The sequence below is a fragment of the Candidatus Poriferisodalis sp. genome, assembly GCF_965219595.1.
Taxonomy (GTDB): domain Bacteria; phylum Actinomycetota; class Acidimicrobiia; order Acidimicrobiales; family Poriferisodalaceae; genus Poriferisodalis.
Genome location: NZ_OZ244781.1, coordinates 3,178,518 through 3,197,647, shown reverse-complemented (window position 1 = coordinate 3,197,647; position 19,130 = coordinate 3,178,518). Strand labels below are relative to the sequence as shown.

Genomic DNA, 19,130 nt, shown 5'->3' with positions numbered 1-19,130 from the left:
GCCTGGAAGGTTGCGGATCGGTGTAGACGTGGGCGGCACCAACACCGACGCGGTCGCCATGTCTGGCAGCGAGGTGGTGGGGTGGTCCAAGGCTGTCACGACACCTGAGGTGACCGACGGCATCGTGACAGCTGTCCGGGCTGTGCTCGACGACTGCGGCGCGTCGCCCGAAGCGATCGGTGCGGTCATGATCGGCACGACGCACTTCACCAACGCCCTGGTGGAGGGACGCCGCCTCGTGCCCACTGCCGTCGTGCGGCTCGGGCTCCCCGCCACGCGGGGACTGCCGCCGTTCATCGACTGGCCCGAGCGGCTGCGGGCCGTGCTCGGCGACCACGTCTATCTCTGCCACGGCGGCCACGAATTCGACGGGCGGCTGATCAGCCCCATCGATCACGACGAGCTGCGGGCTGCAGCGCAGGACATCGTCTCGAAGGGCGTGAACTCGGTGGCGGTGGCCTCAGTCTTCTCGCCCGTCGACGACAGCTTCGAAGCCGAGACCCGTGATGTCCTGGCTGACGAGGCACCGGAACTCGACATCAGCCTGTCCAGCGAGATCGGCCGACTGGGGCTGCTCGAGCGTGAGAACGCTGCGGTCGTGAATGCGTGCCTGCGACCGCTCGCCGAGCGCACCGTGTCCGGGCTGATCGGGGCGCTGGTCGAGCTTGGCCTCGACTGCCCGCTGCACGTCAGCCAGAACGACGGCACCCTGATGAGCGCCGACTTTGCTCGCCGCTACCCGGTGGCCACATTCGCCTCGGGCCCCACCAACTCGATGCGGGGAGCGGCATTCCTGAGCGGCATCCGGGACGGGGTGGTCATCGACGTGGGGGGCACGACGTCTGATGTGGGCGTGCTGGTGCACGGCTTCCCCCGAGAGGCCTCGACGGCGGTCTCGGTCGCGGGAGTGCGCACGAACTTCCGGATGCCCGACGTGCTCTCGCTGGGACTCGGCGGCGGGAGTCTGGTGCGCTCCGGCAATGGCGCCGACGGAGATGGCGCCGACGTGACAGTGGGGCCCGACAGCGTCGGCTACGAGCTCACCGACCGGGCGCTGGTGTTCGGCGGCGACGAGCTGACCGCTACGGACATCGCCGCTGCAGCCGGCATGGCCGACATCGGCGACCGCGCGACGGTCAGCGACGTCGACGCTGGGCTGGTGGGCGATGCGGTCGAATGCATGCAGGACATGCTGGCCACCGCAGTCGAACAGATGAAGACGTCGGCCGACCCGGTACCGGTCGTGGTGGTGGGCGGCGGGGGAGTGCTGGTGCGTGACGGCTTGGCGGGAGCGTCGGAAACGATACGACCCGACTATTTCTCGGTTGCCAGCGCGATCGGCGCAGCCATCGCCCAGGTCGGCGCCGAGACCGACCGGGTGTACTCGATGGCGTCGATGACCCGCGACGAGGCAATGGCCGAGGCCCGTTCGGTCACGTCCCAGCGCGCGGTTGACGCGGGCGCCGACGCGGCCACCGTCGAGATCACCGACATCGATGAGATCCCCCTCACATACCTGCCGTCGAACGCCATACGGATCCGCGTGAAGGCAGTCGGTGACCTCGCTGCGGGCAACGGCATATCCGGCGGGGGAGGTGGCCCATGAGCACACAAGGCAAGATCGGCCTCATCTTGGGCAGCGCGATCGCCCCCGAGGACATCGCTGGGGCTGCCACGCAGGCCGAGGACAGCGGCTTCGACGAGATCTGGCTTGCGGAGGACTATTTCTTCACGGGCGGCATCTCCGGTGCCTCCGTGGTGCTCGGGGCCACGAGCGAGATCACCGTGGGCCTGGGTGTGGTGTCGGCGGTGGCCCGCCATCCCTCGGTGCTGGCGATGGAGCTGGCCACGCTGAGCCGCTCGTCGCCCAGGCGGCTGATCGCAGGTGTGGGCCTAGGAGTGCCGGCATGGGTACGCCAGATGGGCCTGCATCCCCGTTCGCCGCTGCAGGCTGTCCGGGAGTGCGTGACGGCGGTCAAGGCGCTGCTCGGCGGCGACACGCTGGACCGGCACGGCGGCCTGTTCGACTTCGACAACGTCAAGCTCACCTTTCCCGAGACGGGACCGCCGATGCCTGTCCGCCTCGGCGTGTCAGGGCCGAACATGCTGCGGCTGGGCGGCGAGATCGCTGACGGAACGATCCTGTCGGTGTGCTCGAGCCTGCGCTACGTGGAGTGGGCCTCCGAGCGCATAGACGAGGGTCGCGAGATCGCCGGCCGCACCGATCCTCACCCGATCACTGTGTTCGCGCTGTACGCCGTGGACGAAGACGGCCAGGCAGCTCGTGACTCGGCACGGGCATCGCTGGCCTTCTACCGCCAGCATGGCCCCAATGCCCTCACCGACGTGTACGGGATCTCCGACGAGCTACAGGTACTGATCGACCACGGCGGCTACGAGGCCGTGCGAGACGGCATGCCCGACCAGTGGGTCGCCGACCTGACGGTCGCCGGCACCCCCGAAGAATGCACCGCCAAGATCGGGGCGTTGCTGGCTGGGGGTGCCGATTCGGTGGCGCTGGCTCCCATCGCGACCGACCGGCTCTCGGAGACCATCGACCTCACCGCGAGCGAAGTGCTGCCCCACGTCTGAGTTGCTCGTGCGAGCGCCAAGGCTTCGCCGGCGCTCGCATGTGGCTCCTCAGACTGCGGGCTGGTACTCGGCGTCGATGCCGAAGGCGTGGGGGCCGACGACGGCCAGTGCCTCGGGTGTGCGCAGCAGGTCGGGCGCGGGCAGCACCAGCACGTCGGCGCGCACGCCGAATCGCAGCAGTTCGGTGGTGATCGGCTCGCCGGTATCGGTGGTGACCAGCGTGATGAGGTCGGGCACCATCACCTGGGGCACGTCGTGTTCGTAGATGGCGAGGTTCTCGTTCTGGAAGTCGATGCGGATGGTGCGCCCGGCATCGTCGCCGATGCCGGCCACAGTCATCTGTCCTCGTGCGAATCCGGCCGCGTTGCGGCGGTGCACGTCGGTCACCTTGCCGCGCAGGTATCGCTTCCCTCCGGCGACACCCAGGATCGCTTCAGAGGGATCGTCCTTGACATCGCGCGCACGGTGTACGGCATGGCCGATCTCGCTGGCGAGGCGCAGCGTGTGGGGAATGATCGAGCGGCGGCAGTACGCACCGTCCATCACGGCCGACGCCAGCCCGGTGTGTGCTCCCATCTCGACCGTCGCAGCCCGGGCGATGCGCTCGAGCCACTTGGCATCCAGCACGTCTGAGATGATCACCTGGTTGCCTCGCTCATCGGCAATGGCGGCGGGGTAGGGGCTGCCGCCGTAGATGAGGTACGTGATCATCTGCAACTCGGGGAAGGCCCGCCCCATGCCGTCGCCGTTCACGATGGGGATGTCCATTGCGGCTGCCACCACCATCGGCACCATCGAGTTGCTGCCGCCCATCTCGAATGGCGCGATCGCGTCGAACTTCCGCCCCAGGTGGCCTTCGAGCGCCCGGGCGGCCACGGTCTCCTCGTCGCCGCCTGCGAGCTTCTCGTGGCTGACCATCGGCGAGCCCATGCCGCCGACAGCCACCAGCAGGTCGTCGTCGGCAATCTCGTCAGGTTCGATGACCCGTACCCGACCACCGGTTCGCATCACCTGCAGCACCCGCAGCCTGCCGAGATAGGGATTCCCGCCGCCGCCGGTGCCCAGCACCGCAGCCCCCAAGGCGATCGGTGCGAGATCGGGCTCAGTGATCTCCCACACGGCACCCCTCCTGCCCCCGGCCCACCAGCACAGCAACCGCCGACGCTAGCCCCCGTCGAGCAGACGCCGGCAGCCGCCCAGCACTCCGCTCAGCAGCTGCTCGAGTTGACCGTCGGGCCATTCCACCTCCGGCCGCTGGGCTTTCCAGCCGATGATGGCCATGCCTCGAATCAGCTCAAACAACGGCACCAAGGCCAGATCGTCGTCGCTGATGGCCCGCACATCTCGGTAGCCGTTCAAGAACTCCGTCGCAGCCGTCTCGAAGTCGGGGGCGGCCCGCGAATGGAACATTGCCACGGCGATGTCGTACTGGTGCCAGCCGAACCCGGCGTCATCGAAGTCGATGACTGAGAGCTGACCGTCTGACAACAGCAAGTTCGCCAGGTGCAGGTCGGCGTGGATCATGCTGAACGTCCGCTCAGGCTCGCCGTACCGGTCCAGTGTCGTCCGGCAGGCGTCACGGGCGGCCATCAGAAGGTCGCGCTCGCCGGCAGTCAGCCTGGGGTGTTCCCAGAACGGCCCCCAGAAGGGGGCATCGCCGAGCAGGCCATCGCGGTCCAAGCGGTGACGGCTGAACGACGAGGGGGGCGTCCAGGCTGTCGCCTGGTTGTGCATAGCTGCCATCAGTCCACCGAGTTGGCCGAACGACTCCGATATCTCCGAGAGTGCTTCGTTCGTGCCTCCGGGCTGGGTCAGCAGCACGCCCACGATCTCTCCGTCAACCCACAGATTGAGTCCGGCGTTGCGGATCTCGCTGGGTCCGGTTTCCACGGGCACGAAGTAGCGACCGTCGGGGGCGCAGATCGGCGTGGGCACGTAGATGCCCGAGTCGCGCAGCGCTGCCAGCCAGACACGCTCGGAGTCGAGCTCAGCTGCTGTGTGGTAGCCGGGCCGGTGCAATCGCAGCACATAGGCCTGCCGGGAACCGGCTTCGACAGCCCGGAAGGTGATGTTCTCGCTGACTCCGACTAACTCGAGGTGGCTCGCTTCCATGCCGAACGCTTCGAGCGCTTGATGTGCCGCGCTGAGCCAGCGGCTATCCATCGATGTCGTCGATGACTGCGTCGAAGGCTGACAGGAACTCCTCTGCGTGCGACTGCTGCAGCACGAGCGGCGGGCGGAGCTTCAGCACGTTGGCGAATGCGCCGGCGTTCGAAGCTAGGACGCCACGCTCTTTCAGCCGGTCGGTGATCTCGACTGCTCGGGACCGGTCTGGCACGAGGTTGCCGCCGCGCTCCACCATCTCCACACCGATGAACAGCCCATGGCCGCGGACATCGGCGATCCACTCGTGTCGCTCGGCCCGTTCGGTCAGCGCAGCCTTCAAACCGAAGCCAAGCTCTGCGACGCTGGCGGCCAGCCCCCGGTCTTCGATTTCGTCGATGACGGCGTGGCCGACTGCGGCTTGGAGCGGGCTCGCGCCGTAGGTGTTGAAGTAGCGGGTGGCGCCCCGGAAGCCTTCCACCAACTGCCGGCTGGCAACGGTCGCCGCCAGCGGCAGCCCGTTGCCCATGGGTTTGCCCATGACCGCAATGTCGGGCTCGAAGCCGGTGACCTCATATCCCCACCAGCGACCCGTGCGGCAGTAGCCGGCTTGCACTTCGTCGGCGATCACGAGGCCTCCGGCCTCGCGCACCAACTGCGCGGCCTGCGCCATGAAGCTGCCGGGGATGTCCGGCAGGCCCTCGTTGGCCTGGATCGAGCACAGGATGACGGCGGCTACGCCCGCACCGGAGGACTTCAGCCGCCCGATGGCGGCGGCCAGCTCGTCGAGGTAGGCGTCGGCCAGAGCTGGGCCATCGAGCCCGTCCCGGATCGGCCGCAAGTGCTGCGGAAACGGGAAGGTCGCCACCTCGGGATGCTCCTCGGGCTGCGACGCCGCCAGCCGCAGCGCGATGACCGTCTCGGTATTGCCGTGGTACGTGGCGTCGGTGGCGATGACCCCCCGGCGCCCGGTCGCGATGCGGGCCATGTTCATGGCCACTTCGACGGCCTCGGTGCCTGTGCAGCTGATGACTGCGCTCTCGATGCCGTCGTGATGCAGCGCCACCAGGCGCTCGGCGAAGCTCACGATGCTCTCGTGCAGGTACCGGCTGTGTACGTTCAGCGTGGCCTGCTGGGCGGCCATCGCCTCGGCCACCCGAGTGTTGCCGTGGCCCACGCAGGGCACGTTGTTGTACATGTCGATGTAACGGCGGCCGTCGGCGTCGAAGAGCTCGACGCCGTCGCCCCGCACGATGTGCAGGGGCTCGGTATAGAACAGCTGCGCGCCGGCGCCCAGCGCCTGTTCCCGGCGCTCAAGCAGCTTTCTGGCAGCCGGCGCGCTCATCGAAACGGTGATGCGTGTTGATGCGGCAGTTGGCTGAACCGGTGCAGGGCGACTCAGTTGCCGACGATCAATGCGGAGTTGTCGTGCTTCGAGGTCGGCTTGCGGCCGAGCACTATCTCCGGAGTGAGCAGGTCAACCGGTCCGGGCATGCCGTCGGGGTCGGAGTAGTAGCCGAGCGCATAGTTGCCCATCGAGTAGCCCATCAGATCTGCCAGATCGGGATCGAGGTCTTTGGCGATGCTCGGCGGGCACGAGAGGAACTGGTTCTCCTCGGTGCGCAGCCAGCCGAGCGTGTAGGTGATGTTGATGCCGGTACGTTCGGCATCGCTGCGGTTCTCACCGCCGCCGTGGATCACCGAGCCCGAGTACAGCAGCACCGATCCGGCCCCCATGGCGGCCTGAGTTTTCTCATCGTCGTCGGCCCTGCGCTCGGGATCCCATCCGGGGCTGCCCGGAACGATGCGAGTGCCGCCGTTGGCGGGTGTGAAGTCGCTGAGCGCCCACATGGTGTTGAACTGCGGATCAATCTCCCTGGGGACGTAGCCGCCCCATGCGTCCCGGTCGCGGTGCAGCGGCTGGGTGCCCTGGCCGGGCTTGATGTTGATGACCTGGGTCAGGTGCAGCTGGATCTTGTTGGTGTAGGGGCCGAGGAACCGGTTGGCCATGTCGATGACCTTCGGGTGCATCACCAACTCACGGCACGCGGGCGAGCGTGCGACCAGCGCCCCGGTGCGGGTCGTGTTGTGACCGGAGAAGTTGTCGAGCCCGCCTGGGGTTCGGTCGATCCACGGCCGCAGCTCGGCCTCGAGCCGGTTCAGCATGTCGACATCGATGGCGTCCTCGATGATCGCGCCGCCGTCGATTCGCACGACCTCGACGATTTCCTCGTCCGGCGTGTCCAGGTTGAAACGCGCAAGCTCAGCCATGCCGCAACAGTACGCGCTGGCGCAATCACGTACAGGTGCGGCGTTGCTCCCGCACACGGTCCTGCACCGGCTGGTCGTTCTACGCTGCGGCCCGTGAGCCAGCCATCCGGCAGCATCCCGGTCTTCACTCCCGAGGACGACGGTTTCCACGCCGATCTGCGAGGCGACGACTGGTGGTTCACCGAGACGGCCTGGTTCTCGTTCCATCACCGGGAACGGCGGCTCGGAGGCTGGCTCTACACGCTGGCTCGCCACAACATCGGCACGATCTCGGGCGGCGCCTGGGTGTGGGACGACACCGCACACCTGCCCTGGGAGGTGCTGTACAGCTCCAATCTCACGGCGCTGCACCTGCCGCCCGAGCTCGATCTTCGCAATGCGACGCTGCCGAATGGCGTCAGCGTCAAGGTCGAGATTCCGACGATGGCGTACCGGCTCGCCTACGACGACCCTGGACGCTTCAGCGCCGATCTGCGTTTCGAGGCCGTGCTGGCGCCGCGGCCGCTGACGGCGGGAGGCTCGACATTCGGCCCCTCGGCGCACTTCGACCAGATCGCACGGGTCACCGGCCAGATCCAGCTCAACGGCGAGGACATCGACATCGACTGCTGGTCGATGCGCGATCGCACGTGGGGTCGACGACCCGAGGACCGTCCCCGCCAGGCGGCCTACGTCACCGGCGCTGGAGACGACGGTTCGGGGTTCCTGGCGGTCACCAACACCCGAGACGGGGTCGACCGTGTCGCGTATGGGTTCGTGCAGCAGGGCGATGCGCAGGCGAGCCTCGTCGACGGCGAGCGCATAGTCCGCCGGAGCCCCGATGGCTGGATTTCCGAGATTCGCATCGATGCCGTCGATTCCGCCGGCGAGCGCTTCGTGGCGACCGGCAGCCCGGTGAGCCGGATCATCATCAACCGCCACAGCTTCATCGACATCAACAGCCTGATCCGCTGGGAGGTCGACGGGATCGGCGAGTGGTGGGGCGAGGATCAGGACATGTGGCCCACCCATCGCTTCGCTGCAGCCAAGCGCAGCGGCGATTGGTCGCTCGGCGGCGGCAGATGAGCTTCGAGAGCCATGTGCTGATGAAGCGCCTGGCCGTTCAGATGCGTCGCGAGATCGCGCCGGCGGTCGGCGACGAATACCAGCGCACACAGACCCACATGGCTGGTGTGATCCTGGAGCGACTTGCACGCGAGGCCGCGCTGGGAGAGCGGCACCGGGCCGCGGAAACCGCCGACATAGCACAGCTGATTTCGGTCTTGGATGAGCTAGTCGGAGGCGAGCAGACGTCATCGCCGGCGGTTCCTGATGATGTCCGCGCCTCGCTGGCACGTTTGCGGGACGACCTGAGCGTGATGTCGTTGGGCTCTCTGGTGGAGGCCCTGTATCGCTGGGGTCCTGGTGGTCCGGTCGCCGTCGCAGCGCTCGACGCGATCCGCCGAGTGCTGCGCCGCGATATCGACCGGCGCATGGAGATCGCCGGGTGAGCGCGACTGATGCCGCGGTTCCCGCCGACGCCCAGCTGGCCGGTGTTCTCAGCGACTACCTCGCCGACCGGCTGGAGGTTTCGGGACCTGTGGCCATCGGCGACTTGGAGCGCATCGCTGTGGGTTGGTCACACGAGACCTGGCTGTTCGAGGCGGTGTGGTCCGACGGCGCTGGCGAGCAGCGCCAGGCGCTCTGCCTGCGACGCGACCCGGGCAACGCTCTGCTGCGGCAGGAATCCGATCTGGGCGAGCAGTTCCGGGTGCTGAAGAGTCTCGAAGCGACGGATGTACCAGCGCCGCGTGCGTACTGGTACGAACCCGACCCAGCGGTTCTTGGCGCCCCCGCCATCGTGATGGAACGGGTACCCGGCGAATGCCCGAGCCCCTGGCGCCGTGCCGGCCGCGACTACTACGCCGCGGCGGCCGAGCGGGGCGTGCTGCCCGCCAGCTTCACCGATGCGCTCGCCGCAGTGCACAATGTCGACTGGCGGGCCGCGGGCCTCGGCTTTCTGGGCGTGCCGTCGGGAGGCGGCGATTTCGCTTTGCGTGAGATTGCCAAGTGGGAGGCACTCATCGACGAGTCAGGCCACCCGGGCCACCCGATCCTCGCCGATTTGATCGGCTGGCTGCGTCATCACGCGCCGGACACTGAGCATCTCACCCTCGTGCACGGCGCCTACCGGACCGGGAATGTGCTGATCCATGACGATCAGGTGTCGGCGGTCCTCGACTGGGAGCTGCAGGTCATCGGCGATCCGATGTACGACGTGGCCTACGTGCTCACCGAGCTCAACCGTGAGGGCACCGAGCTGCTCTCGAACGTGGTGCCGCGGGACCGGTTTTTCGAGCGGTACCAGCAGGCCACCGGCATTGACATCGACGAGGAGCGCTGTGCGTACTACCAACTGCTCTACGCCATGCGCTCGGCGGCCTTCTGGATGAGCGCCGCGGGCTTGTATGCCGACGGTTCCAACAGCGACCTGCGACTGGCCCGCACGCACTGGTCGGTCACCGTGGCGCTCGAACGCGCCGCTACGGAACTCGGCTACTAGACGGACCCGGGCTCAGGCAGCGAATGCGTCGATCATGGCGTGTACGTCGCCCAGCGGGTACAGGATCGGGCAGGTGGCGCCGGTGGCGAGGTAGCCCTCGACCGCTTCACGGGCCTCTGCGGGCGTGCCTGAGGCAGTGAGCATCTGCACGATGTCGTCGGGCACCAGGCGTGATGCGGCCTCGACCTGTTCGGCGGTGGCAGGCCAGGTGAGCACCTTGCCCACCTCGTCCAGCAGCGAATCAGGCACGCCCGACGCCTTCATGATGTGCGGCTGCTGGCCCAGGTACTGGGTGACCATGTTGCGGGCCATGTCGAGCGCCGTGCCCCGGTCCTCATGCACCGAGCACACCACGAGCTGCGGCCGGTCCAAGTCGTCGACGTTTCGCCCAGCAGCGGAGGCACCGCGGTCGAGAGCGTCCATGGCCCGGCTGTTGTAGTCGGGCGAGACCAGGTAGTTGAGCACGACGCCGTCGGCGATCTCGCCGGTCAGCTCCATCATCTTCATGCCCGTCGCACCGATGTAGATCGGCACGTCCTTCGGCCGCCGCTCCTGGTACACGTAGTCGAGCTCGACGTCGTCGAGGTGGACGTGGTCGCCGTGGAAGGTGACGTTCTCGTTGGCGAGCAACGCCCGCACCACCGTGGTGATCTCGCGCATTGCTCCCAGCGGCCGGGCACGGCTGATGCCGACTTTGGCGGCTAATGGGTCCCACCAGGCGCCGAGCCCGCAAATGATGCGGCCCGGCGCGAGGTCGTCGAGCGTGGAGAACATCGATGCCAGGCGAGCCGGGTTGCGGGACCAGATGTCGATGACGCCTGCGCCCACCTTGATGCGCGACGTCGTGGCAGCGAAGGCGGCCATAGGCACGCTGGCCTCGCGCACGAGCCGTGAGTCGGCCTGCCAGACGGCCTCGAAGCCGCGTTCCTCCGCGTACTGCGTGAAGCCCATCGCCTCGGTGATGGTGTGAGCGTCCTGCAGGTACAGCGCATTTCGTGGTGTTGTCATCGGTTCACGTCCTCCCGTGCGCTTTGCCGGCGTCGCCCTGCGCGCATCAGTGCGCCGCTCGCGGAACATAGCCTCGGTTCGGTATGGCCAACCACACTGCGTCCAATCGGGCCCCCGTTGCTGCTGAGGCATTTCCCGCCAGCTACACGGCCCAGCTCGCCACAGAGGTCACCGATCCGCAAGGCCGGGCACATGTGGTGGAGCGATTCCGGGAGCAGGGCATCCGGCTGCCGACCTTCGCCGAGCTGGCCGACCCGACGCTCATCGACCCCGACGTAGGCACCGCGCTTGCCGACGTCGACCCCGACTTCGCCGATCCCCTCAACCTGTTCCGGGTGCACTGGTTCAACGACGGAGCCAGCGGGCGCACCGACGTGCCCGAGCATGTGGTGCTGCCGAGCGAGCTGACCGGCACGCCGGCGAAGGTCGTGGTGCTGTTCGGCAACCGGTTCCCCATGATCGGCGCGCACAAGGTGCTGGCTGCGTATTCCTGCCTCGCGCCGCGGGTGGTCTCGGGCCAATTCGACCCCACCCGGCACCGGGCGGTGTGGCCGTCCACTGGCAACTACGCACGTGGCGGCGTGGCGATCAGCCGGATCATGGCGTGCCGCGGGGTGGCCGTGCTGCCCGAGAACATGAGTCGTGAGCGCTTCGAGTGGCTGGAGCGTTGGATCGCCGACCCTGCAGACGTGATCCGCACCCCCGGCTCGGAGAGCAACGTCAAGGAGATCTACGACGCCTGCGCAGAACTGTCCCAGGATCCCGGCAACTTCATCCTGAACCAGTTCAGCGAGTTCTCGAACCACATCGGGCACTACGAGGTCACCGGCGCCGCGCTCCTGGCGGTATTCGAACACCTGCAACAGCAATCAGCTGGAGGCAGCGAGCTGAATCTGGCCGCGTTCGTGGCTGCGAGCGGCTCCGCGGGCACGCTCGGCGCAGGCGACCGGCTCAAGGATGCCCACGGCGCCCAGATCGTGGCGGTCGAGGCACTCGAATGCCCGACCATGCTCTACAACGGCTACGGCGAGCACAACATTCAGGGCATCGGCGACAAGCACATCCCGCTCATCCACAACGTCATGAATACCGATGTGATCGTCGGCGTCAGCGACCATGCGACCGACGGGCTCGGGCTGGTGTTCAACACAGAAGCGGGCCGGGACGCCCTGCGCGAGCACCTGGGTGCAGCATCGTGGGTGCTCGACGAACTCGGGCATTTCGGCTACTCGTCGATCTGCAACTCCCTCGCCGCAGCCCGTGCGGCCAACGAGCTGGGTCTCGGGCCCGACGACGTGGTCATGACAGTGGCGACCGACGGTTTCGAGATGTACTTCTCCGAGCGGGAACGCCACCTCGCAGAACGCCATGGGGGCAGCTTCGACGCCGGCGCCGCCCGCGGCATCATCGAGCGTCACCTGACGCCCGAAGCCCACAGCGACGATGCCCCCCACATCGAAGTGCTGTCCGACCGGGGTCGCGACCGGATCTTCAATCTCGGCTATTACACCTGGGTCGAGCAGCAGGGTGTCCCCTTGAACGACTTCGAGGCACGCCGCGACCAAGCCTTCTGGGATTCGCTGAGAGGGCTGCCCCGCCTCTGGGACGACATGATCGACGAACTCAATGACGAGGTCGCCGCCACCTTCGTGTGAGTTGCCTGTTCGACACTAGATGTCTGTCCAGTGTTTGGCGTCGACGAAGCGCTCGAGGTGTGCGACGTTCGTGGTTGCGACGACGACCAGTCGGGCGGGGTCTGCGGTGGCCACACTGCGGGCTTGGGCTGCGAGCAGGACGTCGCCATCCAGCGCTGCTTGATGTGCAGTCGGGTACCCGCGATTACGTGCTTCGGCCCACAGTGACGCTGCGTCGCGCATGACTGGCGTCGACAGCGGCGCGTAGTTCAAGCCGGCGCAGAGCTCGTCGAGTCGGGTAACTCCAGCAGCCCGTCCTGAACGGACCAGCTCACGTCGGACCTCGTAATCGGCAATCTCGGGAAGCACGACGTCGGCGCCGGCGGACGCGTGCGCCCGCACCCACTCCCAAGCGTCGCGGCCGGACCCTCGTGGCGTCGGGTTGCTGAGCAGCCCGAGCGGGCCGCTGTCGAGCACGATGATCATGTCAGAACGGACGTCCTTCGGCGCGCCGGCTGTCGGCGAGTGCATCCATCAGAATTTGAGCCGTCTCCTCGCGCTCCTCGTCGCTGCCGACGGCAGCGATGGCATCGAGCGCGGCGAGCGCCCGCGATGGGGCATCGACGCTCGTTGTCTCTCGACGTACGAAGTGCTCGGCCTTTGCGAAATGGCGGGCACCCCTGACCACGCCCTTGCGGCCGGTGCCGCGCCACCCGAGTTTCGCCATCTTGAGTTTGACAGCGACACCGATGGTCTGACGTGAGCGCACGGCGGTTGTGCCGTTCGAGATCAGCCCCTTGATGATCGGGTCGGCCTCGATGAAGCGCGCCACGCCGCAGAGCGCAGGCAGCCCGTGCATCTCGGCGTCGATCAACCGCTGCTCGTTCGCGGGGTCATTGAGAAGCGAGAACAGACGCAGGTACGCCTCAGGATGCCGGCCCATCTCGCCGTGATACTTGGCGGCATGGGCATCGCCAGTGAAATCGGCAGCGCACAGTTCCCGCCTCGGTCTGATCATGTCGGGCATGCCGACAGTTTAGACATTGGATATATAGATGTCACAAATTTGGTGCTCTGCAAGTCGCTCGCCTGCGGCACTGGCTGCAGCGCGCATCTCACAAGCGGGCAGATTGCCGTTCGGGCGATTGTGGCGACCCGAGTTCTATGAAGGCGTGCCAGATCGTTCGGACTCAGGGGAGCGTGTAGGTCTCGCGGTCGAAGGGATCCCATACCGCTCGACGCAGGGTTCCGCTGCAGGTCCAGGTTCCGTCGGGGCGCTTCGCGCAGCCCATGCTGCCGCGTGGTGAGATGTCATGTGCACCGCCGGGCGGCCAGATCTCGTGCACGCCTTCGCCGAAGCAGGTCCATCGGCCGTCGTCGGTAGAGGCGCAGGCGCCGAAACGAGTGATGGTTGTGTGCGCGAATGGATCACCTGAAGGTGCTTCGCACAGCACTCGACTGTTTTCGTCGGTGTAGCAGTGGTGCTGAGGGGCAGGGGCGAAGAACTGCGACCCGCAGTTGAAGCCTTCGCACTGGACGATGCCGTCGGTGCGGACTGCGCACCAGTAGCCCGGCGACAGATCGAAGTCGGCAAGCGGCGTCGCGGACGATGCCTCCGGCAACCCGGACGCGGCCGATCCGATACGGCCGGCCTCGAACGTTCCGCCCCAGCAGGTCACCGTCCCGTCGGCTCTGAGCCCGCAGGTGGTCCCGAGGTCAAAGCCACGCCCGTCAACCGCAAAGCGGTTTGCAACAATCTTGGTGAACGTGCCGGTAGGCGCGTTCAGTGCGTGGATATTGTTGCTGCCCCAGCACGTCACCGTCCCGTCAGTGCGCAGCCCGCATGAATGGAACGCAGCGGCCACAACCTGATCGAATGCTCCATTGGGCGCATTGGTTCGCCCATCAACGTTTTGTCCCCAACATGCCACGGTCTTGTCGGCTCGGATCGCGCATGCGTGGTACTCCCCGGCCGACACTGACGTGAAGCTCCCAGCGGGAGCGTCGGTCTGGCCGAACCAGTTGGCGCCCCAGCACGAAATCGTGCCGTCGTGACGCAGGGCGCAACCGAAGTCTTCGCCAGACGCGAATGACTTGACCGTGGCATCCAAGCTTGCCGAGGCCGATCCCTCGCTGCCCCAGCAGGTGATGGACCCGTCCGCTCGAATGCCGCAGGTTCGAGGCCTGACGATTGCCCGAGAAGCGGTGACGCTGGTGAAAGTGCCGCTCGGCGGGCTGAAATTCTCCGGATGTCGGCCGTAGGTCGATCGCGGATAGTCGTCGTAGCGGGGTTCCTCGTCGGTACGCCAGCAGCGAGCGGCACCGGCAGTGGTGACGGCGCAGGCGTAACCGGTGCCCACCGACACCGAGCGATAGCTGCCTTTCGGGGCTTCTTTCCACTCAGCTCGCCAGGCGGCAGGATTTGCTGGGGTACGCGGGTTGTGAGTGATGCAGACGACGGAGTCGTCCCGCTTGAGCGCGCAGATGTCGCCTTCGAGGCCCACCGAGACGGCTTGTACTTCGTCGGGGTGTTCCGGGCGTTGCTGGCTGCCCCAGATGAGCCAGCCCCAGCAGTCGAGCGTGCCGTCTGCGCGAACGGCACATGCGGTCTCGTTGCCGACGCTGACGTCGACATAGGTTGCGGTGCCGGAATACTCGCCGTTGCCATGGTTCACGGGGTCGACGATCTTCGAGACCCTGCCCCAGGGATTGCCGTCCCAGCACACCAGCCTGCCGTTCGTCCGGATCGCGCATGCGATTCGCCCATGCAGGGGCGAGACGGAGACCTCGCGGAAGGTGCCGGTGGGGCTGGCGTCGTCGAGTTCGTCACTCCCCCAGCAGACGAGCGAGCCGTCGAGCCGGCGTATCGCGCATCCCTTGGGCCCGTCGGCGTCGAACGACGAGAAGCTGCCGGGCGGCACGGAAGTCACCAGTTCGCCGTCGTCCCACCAGCAGTCGAGGGAACCATCTGCTCTCAGGCCGCAGACTGAAGCCGGCCCGGGCGCCACATGTGTGAAGGGTCCGCCTGGCGCGTCGATCGTCGTGTCGAACTCAGACAGTTGAGGCGCCGCAGGGGTCAGGTTCTGCACGAGCGACGCAAACTCCGCCGAGTGAGCCAGTACTGCGCCGCCTGCCGGTGTGCTGGCGCTGCCCGACGGTGGCGGCAGTGCGGGAGCGTCGGCCTGGCCGTGCGCGTTGTCGCCCCAGCACACGATCCCGTGACCGATTGCATCGATCGCGCACGTATGGCGAGAGCCGGCGCCGATCTCTACGAAGCTGCGACGGCCGGCTTCCGGCGGAACCTGAAGCTGACCGTGGGTATTCGATCCCCAACAGGTGATCGGCTGATGGACGCCTTGCACCAAGGACCATCCGGTAGCACACGAATGCGCCTCGCCGGCCGCCACACGAGCATTTGCACCAGGGACAGGGTTGGGGACATCGAGTTGGCCGTGACTGTTGGCGCCCCAGCAGACGATCTTGCCGTCTACTCCGTCGCCGGCACCGGTCTCGGAGGGCCGCCAGTGCCGAACCGCACACGAGTGATCCGAGCCGGCAGCGATGAAGTCATAGGTGCCGCTCGGCGCATCAAGCTGCCCATGGCTGTTGTCGCCGGCACAGACGATCTCATACTGGTGGATGAGCCCGCAGTAATGCTGATCGCCGCCGCTGACGCCTCGATCTGTGAGTGGAAGCGATTCGAAGGCCCGGGACGCGCGCCCGCTTCCCCAGCAGGTCGGTGCACTCCCGTCGAAGGCGCACGCGTGCTTGTGTCCCGCGCCGATCACCCGCCAGCTGAATCCCGACTGTTTCGGCGCCGCGGACTGGTCAGCGTCGTCGGCGCCCCAGCAGGCGATCGTCGTGTCGGTGCGTATGGCGCAGGTGTGGTCGAAGCCGGCGGCGATGGCGGTGAAGTCTCCGTCGGGGGCGTTCAGCTTGCCGTCGCTGCTGTCGCCCCAGCAGATGATCGAGCTGGCTTCCCACCGCCCGTAGAGCGCGCAGGTGTGCCTGTCGCCCGCAGTGACGCTCCAGAATTTGTAACCGCTCGGGTACGTGCTCACCGGTTGACCCGTAGAGCCGCCTGAGCCGCCAGGACAAGCAGGGCTGCCGGCTGGCGGGTAGCACGCGAAGTTCTGCGTCACCCAGACATAGCCGTTGCCGACGGCGATGCCGACGCCGATGTGGCCGAGGCCCCTGTGGATCATGTTGGCGTAGTGGCTGGGACTGTCGGAGAATCCTTGGAATGCCTCCGCGACGGATGCGGGCAGGTCTCCGTCGTAGGGCACCTTCGCGATGTTCTCCGCAGACACGACACTGCCGGCGGGGTATTGGGAGGCGAACGCAGTGTTGTGCCGGAAGTCGTCGCGTTCCAGCATGGACGCCGACCAGCGCCGAGCCACTGCCGCGACGCTGGGGTGCTGCTGGAGCGTGTGAAGGCCGACGCTGGTGCGCAAGCCGTTCACCAGTTGCACCATCTGAGCTTCGGCGCGTGCGATGTCGTGGGATGGGGTGTCGAGTTCGGCGGGCGGCTCCAGGCCGAGTGCGATGTAGGCGGATGCGGTGGGGCTGGTGACGACGGTGAGCTTGTTGGCGGGGAAGATCTGACCGATGCTGGTAGCGGCGGCTGTGTCGCCTTGGGTACCGACGAAGTACAGGTCCGTCGGCTGTCGCAGGCCCACGAAGTCAGCGCTGGCAGTATCGATACCGCGGCCGGTGGTGTAGATGACGGCGGCGTTGCCGAGCGCTGCTGCGAGCGATGCGGCGATGCCGACGTCGGGCAGCGACCAGCCGTCAGCGAGAATGATCGCGTCGGGCGTGGCGCTTGGGTCGGGGTAGGCGCTCTGGGCGACGAGCGCTGCGGTGTGGGTGCGCGTGGCGCCGCCGATGCGGCGTGCGTTGGCGCCGTTGGCGGCGACCTTTGCGGCAGTCTGTGTGGTGGCGCTCACTGCGGCGGATCCGCCCGAGATCAAGATGTCGGAGGGCTCGAAACGGCGCAGTGCCTGCGCAGTGTGGTCTCCCAGCGAGTCGCGGCCGGTGTAAAGCACAGCGTCGGCGAGTCCTGCGGCCACCGCAGAGGCGGCAGCGCCCACGTCGGGCAATGACCAACCGTTGGCGATGATGACCGACAGGTCGCGGCCGTCGTCGAGTTCGGCGAGCACGCGGCTGGCGGCCAGGGCGGCGGTGTGAATGCGGTTCGTGCCTGCGAGCCGCTCGAAGGTCACTCCCTGAGCGATGCGCCGCAGTTCGGTCTCCACAGCGTCGCTGACCGCGGAGGCTCCGCCCACGATCAGCACCTTGGCGGGTTGCTGTGAGCTCACCAGCCGTGCCGCTGCGTTGCCGAGCGATCCGGGCGACTCGCTGAAGATCACCGCGTCAACAGACCCGGCCGCGGCCAGCGACGCCGCTACGCCCACATCGGGCAGCGACGATCCCAGCGCTACCGCCAGCGTGGGCTTGGCCTCCGCTACGTTCGCAGACGCTTGGGGTGAAGGGGTCAGCGCGAGTAGCGACGCAGCGAGCAGTACACAGGCCGCAGCACGCACCACACGCCCCAGCCGGCAGTGCGGCACTACTCGACGACAACGAGACACATGCCCTCCTGCATCGCAATGCACAAATGGGCTTCCCCCGGAATCTGGGAGGCATGCTCTTTGAGGAAGGGGAGCTGTGCCAGAGACAAGAAGAAGGTTCGATCCGGAGTTCCGCGCGGGTGCGGTGAGGATCGTGACAGAGACAGGCAAGCCGATCGCTGTGGTCGCCCGCGATCTTGGGATTCACGCGGGCACTTTGGGCAACTGGGTCAAAGCGGAGCGTCAGGCTGGCGGGGAGGGCGTTCTGGACGCTGACGAGCGTGCCGAGCTGGTCCGGCTGCGGCGCCGCTGCGCTGAGCTGGAGATGGAGCGCGACGTGCTCAAACGATCCGTGGTCCTGTGGGTGAACGAGGCGACAAGGTGACCCTGGCGCGGTTTGTGGCTTCCCAGAGGACCGATCACGGCATCCCCCACGCGGTCGCGTGCCGGGCGCTGGGGGTGGGCGAGTCGTGGTTCTACCGGTGGCGCCACGGGCCGCCGTCGGGCATCGAGGCGCGGCGGGCCGATCTCGACGCAGCGGTGAAGCGCTGCTTCGAGGACTCCGGTGGGACCTACGGGTCCCCCAGGGTGCGGGTGCAGCTGCGCCGAGCGGGGCGGGCTGTGTCGAAGAAGTCCGTGGAGGCCTCCATGGCCCGCCAGGGCCTGGTCGCACGCCCCACCAAGCGCCGTCGCTCCCGCACAGACGACCGCGACGCCGCCCCCGAGGACCTGATCGGACGCGACTTCACCGCCGACGCGGCCGACCGGCGCTGGGTGGGGGACTTCAAAGAGATCCCCACCGGCGAGGGCAAAGTGCACCTCGCCGCGGTCATGGACCTGTACTCGAGGCGCATCGTGGGGTTCGCGACCTCGAACTCCCATCCCACAGCCGAGCTCGCCCAGGCCGCCGTCGAGATGGCCGTCGCCACCCGAGGCGGCGACGTCGCCGGGGTGATCTTCCACAGCGACAAGGGCACCCAGTACACCGCCGGCGACTTCGCCCTGGCCTGCGAGAATCTCGGCATCACCCGCTCCACCGGACGGGTCGGCTGCGCTTTGGACAACGCCCCAGCCGAGTCGTTCTTCTCGACTCTCACCCACGAACTCATCCACAAGCGACACTGGGCCACACGCCGCCAAGCCAGACGCGACATCGCCAGATGGATCACCGACTGGTACAACCCCCGACGGCTGCACAGCACCCTCGACATGACCAGCCCCATCGACTACGAACAAGCCAACAACGACTGACCGACCCTCCCAAATTTGGGGGGAAGCCCACAAACGGTGCAACTGCAACTAGCGGGACAATAACCGCTCTGCGTTCAGCATCTCATGACGACGGCACATATACGGCACTGTCTCACCGGTGACCGAGCCGGTTTCCGGCGATGAGGACCCGGGGCGCTT

Annotated in this window: 16 protein-coding genes; 8 read left to right on the top strand and 8 right to left on the bottom strand. The window is 67.2% G+C overall.

Going from position 1 to position 19,130, the window contains the following annotated elements:
• Positions 1 to 10: 10 nt before the first annotated feature.
• Together ACOQPE_RS14115 and ACOQPE_RS14110 are read left to right on the top strand one after the other, a co-directional pair.
• Entirely contained in the window at positions 11 to 1,606 is a 1,596-nt protein-coding gene (locus ACOQPE_RS14115) for a hydantoinase/oxoprolinase N-terminal domain-containing protein (RefSeq protein WP_420611399.1), read from the top strand.
• Entirely contained in the window at positions 1,603 to 2,592 is a 990-nt protein-coding gene (locus tag ACOQPE_RS14110; RefSeq protein ID WP_420609526.1) for an LLM class flavin-dependent oxidoreductase, read from the top strand. The genes ACOQPE_RS14115 and ACOQPE_RS14110 overlap by 4 nt, the downstream gene beginning before the upstream one ends.
• 48 nt (positions 2,593 to 2,640) lie before the next feature.
• Here the strand turns inward: ACOQPE_RS14110 and ACOQPE_RS14105 are convergent, their stop codons facing one another.
• From ACOQPE_RS14105 to ACOQPE_RS14090, 4 genes are read right to left on the bottom strand one after another with little or no spacing between them, the layout of a single operon-like run.
• Positions 2,641 to 3,711 (bottom strand): DUF917 domain-containing protein, encoded by a 1,071-nt coding sequence (locus ACOQPE_RS14105; RefSeq protein WP_420609525.1) that lies wholly within the window; start codon positions 3,709 to 3,711, stop codon positions 2,641 to 2,643.
• Positions 3,712 to 3,756: 45 nt separating this feature from the next.
• Complete coding sequence (locus ACOQPE_RS14100; protein ID WP_420609524.1) at positions 3,757 to 4,755, bottom strand: phosphotransferase enzyme family protein; 999 nt, start codon at positions 4,753 to 4,755, stop codon at positions 3,757 to 3,759.
• The gene (locus ACOQPE_RS14095; protein ID WP_420609523.1) at positions 4,748 to 6,040 is read right to left on the bottom strand and encodes an aspartate aminotransferase family protein; all 1,293 of its coding nucleotides are present in this window, start codon (positions 6,038 to 6,040) and stop codon (positions 4,748 to 4,750) included. Before ACOQPE_RS14095 ends, ACOQPE_RS14100 begins: the two co-directional genes overlap by 8 nt.
• 53 nt (positions 6,041 to 6,093) lie before the next feature.
• Positions 6,094 to 6,966, bottom strand: coding sequence for a phytanoyl-CoA dioxygenase family protein (locus tag ACOQPE_RS14090; protein WP_419915787.1), 873 nt, complete (start codon positions 6,964 to 6,966; stop codon positions 6,094 to 6,096).
• Positions 6,967 to 7,059: 93 nt separating this feature from the next.
• Here ACOQPE_RS14090 and ACOQPE_RS14085 point away from each other — a divergent pair, with 93 nt between their 5' ends.
• Genes ACOQPE_RS14085 through ACOQPE_RS14075 form a run of 3 tightly spaced genes read left to right on the top strand, consistent with a single transcriptional unit; the run spans position 7,060 to position 9,508 of the window.
• Entirely contained in the window at positions 7,060 to 8,031 is a 972-nt protein-coding gene (locus tag ACOQPE_RS14085) for a DUF7065 domain-containing protein (RefSeq protein ID WP_420609522.1), read from the top strand.
• Positions 8,028 to 8,456: a hypothetical protein gene (locus tag ACOQPE_RS14080; protein WP_420609521.1), complete on the top strand. Its 429-nt coding sequence runs from the start codon at positions 8,028 to 8,030 to the stop codon at positions 8,454 to 8,456. The genes ACOQPE_RS14085 and ACOQPE_RS14080 overlap by 4 nt, the downstream gene beginning before the upstream one ends.
• The gene (locus ACOQPE_RS14075) at positions 8,453 to 9,508 is read left to right on the top strand and encodes a phosphotransferase family protein (RefSeq protein ID WP_420609520.1); all 1,056 of its coding nucleotides are present in this window, start codon (positions 8,453 to 8,455) and stop codon (positions 9,506 to 9,508) included. The genes ACOQPE_RS14080 and ACOQPE_RS14075 overlap by 4 nt, the downstream gene beginning before the upstream one ends.
• 12 nt (positions 9,509 to 9,520) lie before the next feature.
• Here ACOQPE_RS14075 and ACOQPE_RS14070 read toward each other — a convergent pair whose 3' ends face one another.
• Positions 9,521 to 10,516 carry an LLM class flavin-dependent oxidoreductase gene (locus ACOQPE_RS14070; protein WP_420609519.1) on the bottom strand — a complete coding sequence of 332 codons (996 nt, stop codon included), beginning with the start codon at positions 10,514 to 10,516 and terminating at the stop codon, positions 9,521 to 9,523.
• Between the two features lie 83 nt (positions 10,517 to 10,599).
• Between ACOQPE_RS14070 and ACOQPE_RS14065 the strand changes: the two genes are divergently transcribed.
• Positions 10,600 to 12,171, top strand: coding sequence for a pyridoxal-phosphate dependent enzyme (locus ACOQPE_RS14065; protein ID WP_420609518.1), 1,572 nt, complete (start codon positions 10,600 to 10,602; stop codon positions 12,169 to 12,171).
• 15 nt (positions 12,172 to 12,186) lie between these two features.
• On the opposite strand, the gene ACOQPE_RS14060 is transcribed toward ACOQPE_RS14065, so the two are convergent.
• From ACOQPE_RS14060 to ACOQPE_RS14050, 3 genes are all read right to left on the bottom strand, one after another.
• Positions 12,187 to 12,681, bottom strand: coding sequence for a nucleic acid-binding protein (locus tag ACOQPE_RS14060; RefSeq protein WP_420609517.1), 495 nt, complete (start codon positions 12,679 to 12,681; stop codon positions 12,187 to 12,189).
• Positions 12,638 to 13,177 (bottom strand): hypothetical protein, encoded by a 540-nt coding sequence (locus ACOQPE_RS14055; RefSeq protein ID WP_420609516.1) that lies wholly within the window; start codon positions 13,175 to 13,177, stop codon positions 12,638 to 12,640. The genes ACOQPE_RS14060 and ACOQPE_RS14055 overlap by 44 nt, the downstream gene beginning before the upstream one ends.
• Positions 13,178 to 13,340: 163 nt before the next feature.
• Complete coding sequence (locus ACOQPE_RS14050; RefSeq protein ID WP_420609515.1) at positions 13,341 to 17,741, bottom strand: cell wall-binding repeat-containing protein; 4,401 nt, start codon at positions 17,739 to 17,741, stop codon at positions 13,341 to 13,343.
• Positions 17,742 to 17,817: 76 nt separating this feature from the next.
• On the opposite strand from ACOQPE_RS14050, the gene ACOQPE_RS14045 reads away from it, so the two are divergent.
• Positions 17,818 to 18,105, top strand: coding sequence for a transposase (locus tag ACOQPE_RS14045; RefSeq protein WP_420609514.1), 288 nt, complete (start codon positions 17,818 to 17,820; stop codon positions 18,103 to 18,105).
• Positions 18,081 to 18,971: an IS3 family transposase gene (locus ACOQPE_RS14040; protein WP_420609513.1), complete on the top strand. Its 891-nt coding sequence runs from the start codon at positions 18,081 to 18,083 to the stop codon at positions 18,969 to 18,971. The genes ACOQPE_RS14045 and ACOQPE_RS14040 overlap by 25 nt, the downstream gene beginning before the upstream one ends.
• The last annotated feature ends 159 nt before the right edge of the window (positions 18,972 to 19,130 follow it).

Coding starts and splice junctions, on each gene's coding strand:
- ACOQPE_RS14110 (WP_420609526.1), top strand. CDS start 1,603: ATGAGCACACAAGGCAAGATCGGCCTCATCTTGGGCAGCGCGATCGCC.
- ACOQPE_RS14100 (WP_420609524.1), bottom strand. CDS start 4,755: ATGGATAGCCGCTGGCTCAGCGCGGCACATCAAGCGCTCGAAGCGTTC.
- ACOQPE_RS14095 (WP_420609523.1), bottom strand. CDS start 6,040: ATGAGCGCGCCGGCTGCCAGAAAGCTGCTTGAGCGCCGGGAACAGGCG.
- ACOQPE_RS14090 (WP_419915787.1), bottom strand. CDS start 6,966: ATGGCTGAGCTTGCGCGTTTCAACCTGGACACGCCGGACGAGGAAATC.
- ACOQPE_RS14080 (WP_420609521.1), top strand. CDS start 8,028: ATGAGCTTCGAGAGCCATGTGCTGATGAAGCGCCTGGCCGTTCAGATG.
- ACOQPE_RS14070 (WP_420609519.1), bottom strand. CDS start 10,516: ATGACAACACCACGAAATGCGCTGTACCTGCAGGACGCTCACACCATC.
- ACOQPE_RS14065 (WP_420609518.1), top strand. CDS start 10,600: ATGGCCAACCACACTGCGTCCAATCGGGCCCCCGTTGCTGCTGAGGCA.
- ACOQPE_RS14060 (WP_420609517.1), bottom strand. CDS start 12,681: ATGCACTCGCCGACAGCCGGCGCGCCGAAGGACGTCCGTTCTGACATG.
- ACOQPE_RS14055 (WP_420609516.1), bottom strand. CDS start 13,177: ATGCCCGACATGATCAGACCGAGGCGGGAACTGTGCGCTGCCGATTTC.